5 protein-coding genes and 2 rRNA genes are annotated in these 5,817 nt (G+C 71.5%); 6 read left to right on the top strand and 1 reads right to left on the bottom strand.

Features of this window, described 5'->3' with window-relative positions:
• From HET64_RS35590 to HET64_RS35605, 4 genes are all read left to right on the top strand, one after another.
• Positions 1-105, top strand: a 23S ribosomal RNA gene (locus HET64_RS35590); the annotation flags it as partial.
• A 111-nt stretch (positions 106-216) separates the two neighbouring features.
• Positions 217-333: ribosomal RNA gene (rrf, locus tag HET64_RS35595) — 5S ribosomal RNA — on the top strand.
• A gap of 396 nt (positions 334-729) precedes the next feature.
• Positions 730-1,497: a hypothetical protein gene (locus tag HET64_RS35600; RefSeq protein WP_215111380.1), complete on the top strand. Its 768-nt coding sequence runs from the start codon at positions 730-732 to the stop codon at positions 1,495-1,497.
• Positions 1,494-2,264 (top strand): tetratricopeptide repeat protein, encoded by a 771-nt coding sequence (locus HET64_RS35605; protein ID WP_215111381.1) that lies wholly within the window; start codon positions 1,494-1,496, stop codon positions 2,262-2,264. The genes HET64_RS35600 and HET64_RS35605 overlap by 4 nt, the downstream gene beginning before the upstream one ends.
• Positions 2,265-2,354: 90 nt before the next feature.
• Here HET64_RS35605 and HET64_RS35610 read toward each other — a convergent pair whose 3' ends face one another.
• Positions 2,355-3,635: a DUF1015 family protein gene (locus HET64_RS35610; protein WP_215111382.1), complete on the bottom strand. Its 1,281-nt coding sequence runs from the start codon at positions 3,633-3,635 to the stop codon at positions 2,355-2,357.
• A 71-nt stretch (positions 3,636-3,706) separates the two neighbouring features.
• Here HET64_RS35610 and HET64_RS35615 point away from each other — a divergent pair, with 71 nt between their 5' ends.
• On the top strand, positions 3,707-4,738 hold the full coding sequence (locus HET64_RS35615) for an HAD-IIA family hydrolase (RefSeq protein WP_215111383.1): 1,032 nt from the start codon (positions 3,707-3,709) through the stop codon (positions 4,736-4,738).
• A 234-nt stretch (positions 4,739-4,972) separates the two neighbouring features.
• Positions 4,973-5,776 (top strand): ABC transporter ATP-binding protein, encoded by an 804-nt coding sequence (locus tag HET64_RS35620; RefSeq protein WP_215111384.1) that lies wholly within the window; start codon positions 4,973-4,975, stop codon positions 5,774-5,776.
• Positions 5,777-5,817: the final 41 nt, after the last annotated feature.

A 5,817-nucleotide genomic window follows, 5' to 3' on the forward strand; every position in this document is an offset into this window, starting at 1 on the left:
TTGAAGGGTTAAGGCTCCCAGTAGACGACTGGGTTGATAGGCCAGATGTGGAAGCCCTGTAAGGGGTGGAGCTGACTGGTACTAATAGGCCGAGGGCTTGTCCTCAGTTGCTCGCGTCCACTGTGTTGTTCCCGGGTTGCGAACAGTTATCGCACCGGTTGAACAGTTTCACTACTTAATTGAAGAGTGTGCTTGTTCGCTAGAACCCGATAGGGTTTCGGTGGTCATTGCGTTAGGGAAACGCCCGGTTACATTCCGAACCCGGAAGCTAAGCCTTTCAGCGCCGATGGTACTGCAGGGGGGACCCTGTGGGAGAGTAGGACGCCGCCGAACAATCTTTCAAGGACCCCTGGTCCCAGCGTTCAACGCTGGGACCAGGGGTCCTTTTGTTTTTCCCGAAGCGCGTCGACTGGTCGGCTGCGCGAGAATGTCTGTGGTACCCGAAGACAGGAGTCACACCCATGTCCACCAACTCTCCCGACGATCGTCCGGAGCGCGAGCCGCGTCGCCGGGACGGCGGTGACAGGGGCGGTTACCGCGGTGGTCGTGACGACCGGTCCGGTTCCGGCGCACCTCGACGCGACAACGACCGTGGCGGCTTCCGCCGTGACGACAACCGGCCTTCCGGCGCCGGCACCGGTGGCGGCACTGGCGGTGGCTTCCGCCGTGACGACCGCGACCGTGGTCCGCGTCGTGACGACAGTCGGCCGACCGGCGGTGGTTTCCGTCGTGACGACAACCGCGGCGGCGGTGGCTCCGGTGGTGGGTTCCGCCGGGATGACAACCGTGGTGGGTCCTCCGGTGGTGGTTTCCGTCGTGATGACAGTCGTGGTGGGGACCGTGATCGTGGGCCTCGTCGTGATGACGACCGTGGTGGGTACCGGGGTGGTCAGCAGCGTGATGACCGTGGTGGCCGTCCGAGCGGTGGCTTCGAGCGCCGTGACGACCGGCCGCGCGGTCCGCGCCGTGACGACGACCGGCCCTCCGGCGGTGGCTTCCGCCGCGACGACAGCCGGCCTTCCGGTGGAGGTTTCCGTCGTGACGACAACCGGGGCGGTGGCTCCGGTGGTGGGTTCCGTCGTGACGACAGCCGGCCCTCGGGTGGTGGGTTCCGTCGTGATGACAGTCGTGGTGGGGACCGTGATCGTGGGCCTCGTCGTGATGACGACCGTGGTGGGTACCGGGGTGGTCAGCAGCGTGATGACCGTGGTGGCCGTCCGAGCGGTGGCTTCGAGCGTCGTGACGACCGGCCCCGTGGTCCGCGCCGTGACGACGACCGGCCCTCCGGCGGCGGCTTCCGCCGCGACGACAACCGGGGCGGTGACAGGGACCGGGGCGGATACCGCGGCGGTCAGCGCGACGACCGGGACCGTGGTGGTTTCCGGGGACGCGATGACCGGGGCGGCGACCGCGATCGTGAGCCGATCAAGCGGCTGCCGATTCCGGACGACGTCACGGGCGACGAGATCGACAAGGACGTACGCCAGGAGCTCATGAGCCTGCCGAAGACCCTTGCCGAGGACGTCGCGCGCAACCTGGTCATGGTGGCCCGGCTGATCGACGAGGACCCCGAGGAGGCGTACGCGTACGCCCGTATCGCCCTCCGGCTCGCGTCCCGCGTCGCCGCCGTGCGTGAGGCGGCCGGGTTCGCGGCGTACGCGACGCAGAAGTACGCCGAGGCGCTCGCCGAGTTCCGGGCCTCCCGGCGGATGACCGGGTCCGTGGACCTGTGGCCCGTCATGGCGGACTGCGAGCGTGGGCTCGGGCGTCCCGAGCGGGCCATGGCCATGGCCGGCGAGCCCGAGGTGCAGAAGCTGGACAAGGCCGGACAGGTCGAGATGCGACTCGTGGCCGCCGGGGCACGTCGTGACATGGGCCAGATCGACGCCGCCATCGTGACGCTCCAGAGCCCCGAGCTCGCGTCCAACTCCGTGCAGCCGTGGACGCCGCGACTTCGCTACGCGTACGCGGACGCCCTGCTGGAGGCGGGGCGCGAGGACGAGGCGCGGGAGTGGTTCGGGAAGGCGCTGGAGGCCGACAAGGACGGTTCCACCGATGCGTCGGACCGGCTCGCCGCGCTCGACGGCGTGGAGTTCGTCGATGCCCTCGGTGACGACGGGACGGCCGAGCAGGACGCGGTCGACGGGGACGAGGCGGACGACGCGGACGACGACGTCGCGGCTCGTGCCGAGGACGCGCGCGAGGGCCGCGACGACGAGGACGACGACCAGGACGGGTCCGCGGACGGTTCGGTCAAGGCTTAGCAGCTGGTGAAGAGGGGCGGCACTCCGGTCGGAGTGCCGCCCCTCTTCACGTTCCGTGCCGGTCCTGCGGTCCGCGGAAAGCTCCGCGGATCAGTCGAGGGCGAGGCTTCGCATGACCAGGCCCGTGGCCGGCTTCGGGCCGAACGACGTCGACTTGCGGGGCATGGTGACGCCCTGCCGGGCCAGGTCCCGGACGACCTCTTCGCGTACGGGATGCATCAGGACCGCCGTGGCGTCGAGGCGTTCCGCCTGCTCGACGGCTGCCGCGGTGTCGTGGATGTAGCCGATGTGCTCCGGCGCGTCCGGGATCCGCCACACGTCGTCGAGCAGCGCGGAGTGCAGGACCGTCGCGTCCAGGGTGCGCCAGGCGTCCGGGCGGTCCGTCCGAATGGTGCGGGCCAGCAGGGCCGGGTCGGGGCGGTCCACCAGGTGGAAGCCGCCGTCGCCGGCGAGGAGGAACGCGTTGCCCCCGGCCGCCGCTCCGGCCAGCGCGTCGAGGGCCCGGGGGAGCGGACCCTCGACCGGCCGGACGCGGAAGAGGCCGGCCAGCGCCTTCAGGGCCCGGGAGACCGGCAGCCCGCGCAGCAGCCGGTGGATGGCGCGGACCTGGAGGGGGTGGCGGGCCGTGTCGACGAGGAGGACGAGCCCGTGGTCCCACGGGCCGGGCGCGGTCTGTTCCCGCTGGAGCCGGAGATAGGTGGCCCAGCGGTGGTGGCCGTCCGCGATGAGCGCCTGGTGCCGGGCGAGGTCCGACGCGATCTCGCTCCGTTCGGCCGGGTCCGTCACGGCCCAGAGACGGTGCCGGAAACCGTCCTCCGTCGTGGTGGCGAGCAGCGGTTCCCGCAGGACCGTGCGCTCGATCACCGCTGCCGCCCCGGCCGGTGCGCCCGTCTCGCCGCGGTAGGTCAGCAGCAGCGGCTCCAGATGGGCCCCAGTCGTACGCATCAGCTCCGCGCGGTCCGCGACGACGTCGTCCATGACGTCCTCGTGGGGCAGCACGATGCCCTCGGAGGCGGGGGAGAGGGCCAGGGCGCCGATCAGGCCCCGCTGGAGGATCTCGTCGCTCCGCTGCTCGTAGACGTACAGCACCGGGTCCGGGTCCGGGGCGATGACGCCCTCGGCCAGCCAGCGGTCCAGTGTGTCGGCCGCCTGCCGGTGCCGGTCCCGGGCCGTGTCGGCCTGGGGGAGGATGAGGCGCACGATGTTGTGCGGATCCGCGGACTCCAGGTGGTGCAGCCCGTCGGGCCTGACGACCACGTCGTACGGGGGCGAGGTCACGGCGGCAAGGCTGCCGACCCGCTCGGGGACGTAACGCAGTCCGCGGAACGGGAAAAGCCGCAGCCCCTGGTCGACGGGGCCTGAAGTGTTCATCAGGGCATCGTATGTGTGCAGAGGGCATACGCGATGATCGGGGCAGAACGCGTGGAAGAGGAGCGAGTCATATGAGCCACCAGCAGGACAGGTCCCGGCCGTCGGGGAGCAGCACGGCGCTGAGCGAGGCGTACGACACGGCTCTCCTCGACCTCGACGGGGTCGTGTACGCGGGCGGCGAGGCCATCGGCCACGCCGTGGAATCGCTGGCCCGGGCGCGGGCGGGGGGCATGCACCTCGCGTACGTCACCAACAACGCGCTGCGGACGCCGGACGCGGTGGCGGAGCACCTGACGGAGCTCGGGGTGCCCGCCGAACCCTCCGACGTGATCACCTCCGCCCAGGCCGTCGCCCGGCTGGTCGCCGATCAACTGCCGCCCGGGGCAAGGGTGCTGGCGATCGGCGGCGAAGGGCTTCGGGTCGCGCTGCGCGAGCGCGGGCTGGTGCCGGTGGAGTCTGCGGACGACGACCCGACGGCGGTGGTCCAGGGCTATGGCGGACCGGACATGGCGTGGGGGCGGTTCGCCGAGGCGAGCTACGCGATCCGGCGCGGGCTGCCGTGGTTCGCGTCCAACACCGACCTGACGATCCCGGGCGCCCGGGGCATCGCGCCCGGCAACGGAGCCGCGGTCGAGGTCGTCCGGATCGCCACCGGGGCCGAGCCGCAGGTCGCCGGGAAGCCGTTGCCGCCGATGCACCGCGAGACCGTGCTGCGGACCGGGGCGAAGCGGCCGATCGTCGTCGGGGACCGGCTGGACACGGACATCGAGGGCGCGTTCAACGGGGGCGTGGACTCCCTGCTGGTGCTGACCGGGGTGACCGACGCGGCACAGTTGCTGGCCGCCCCGCCGCAGCACCGCCCGACCTATGTGGACCGGGACCTGCGGGGGCTGCTGACCGGGCAGCCCGAGGTGACGCCGGCCGGTGACGCGTACCGGTGCGGGGGCTGGTCGGCTGCCGTGCGCGGGGGCGAGCCGGTGCTGGAGGGCGAGGGCGAGGCGCTCGACGGGCTGCGGGCACTCTGCGCGGCGGCCTGGACCTTCGCCGGTCCGGGTGTCTGCGGGCTGGAGACGGGGAAGGCCCTCGCCGGGCTCGGGCTCTGAACCGATCCTCGGCGCGGCCCGACGGACCGGCCCCTGGTGCTACCCGCGCACCGGGCCCGGCGCCCCTCGACGCCCCGGGCACGCGGTGGTGTTGAGGGGTTCGAGGGTGTGGGGCTGCGGCCCGGGACCAGTGGCGTGAAGAGGAAGATAGGTTAACCTAACCTGGTGCTGCTCGGTGGTCTGCCCGTGCCCCGCGCCGTGCCGCTCCACCTCACCGACTCCGGGAGTACGACCATGCAGCGCCTCACCGCAGAATCGGTGACCCTCGGCTACGACCAGCGGGTCATCACCGACAACCTCTCGGTGGAGATTCCCGACAACTCCTTCACCGTGATCGTCGGTCCCAACGCCTGCGGCAAGTCGACCCTGCTGCGCGCCCTCGCCCGGATGCTGAAGCCGAGCCGGGGGCAGGTGCTGCTGGACGGGCAGACCATCCACCAGTTGCCGGCGAAGAAGGTCGCCCGGACGCTGGGGCTGCTGCCGCAGTCCTCCATAGCCCCCGACGGGATCACCGTCGCCGACCTCGTCGCCCGCGGCCGCTACCCCCACCAGGGGCTGCTGCGGCAGTGGTCGCCGGAGGACGAGCGGGTCGTCGACGAGTCCATGGAGTCCACCGGCGTCGCCGAGCTGGCCGATCGCTATGTCGACGAACTGTCCGGTGGCCAGCGCCAGCGGGTCTGGATCGCCATGGCGCTCGCCCAGCAGACGCCGCTGCTGCTGCTCGACGAGCCGACCACGTACCTCGACATCCAGCACCAGATCGATGTCCTCGACCTGTGCGCGGAGCTGCACGAGACGCAGGGCCGCACGCTGGTCGCGGTGCTCCACGACCTGAACCACGCCGCGCGGTACGCCACGCATCTCATCGCGATGCGGGACGGGGACATCGTCGCGGAGGGACCGCCCTCGGAGGTGGTCGACGCGGCGTTGGTGGAGCGGGTGTTCGGGATGCGGTGCCAGGTCATCGACGACCCTGAGACGGGGACTCCGCTGGTGGTGCCCGCCGCCCGCAAGGCTCGGAAGGTCGCCGCCGCCTAGGTGGTGGGCCGGGGGCACCACCAGCGGAGTCCCCGTCTCAG

This window comes from Streptomyces sp. McG3 (assembly GCF_018619185.1).
GTDB lineage: Bacteria > Actinomycetota > Actinomycetes > Streptomycetales > Streptomycetaceae > Streptomyces.

Excerpts from the sequence above, each read along its gene's own strand:
- HET64_RS35605 (WP_215111381.1), top strand. The coding sequence starts at position 1,494 with ATGAGCCTGCCGAAGACCCTTGCCGAGGACGTCGCGCGCAACCTGGTC.
- HET64_RS35610 (WP_215111382.1), bottom strand. The coding sequence starts at position 3,635 with ATGAACACTTCAGGCCCCGTCGACCAGGGGCTGCGGCTTTTCCCGTTC.
- HET64_RS35615 (WP_215111383.1), top strand. The coding sequence starts at position 3,707 with ATGAGCCACCAGCAGGACAGGTCCCGGCCGTCGGGGAGCAGCACGGCG.
- HET64_RS35620 (WP_215111384.1), top strand. The coding sequence starts at position 4,973 with ATGCAGCGCCTCACCGCAGAATCGGTGACCCTCGGCTACGACCAGCGG.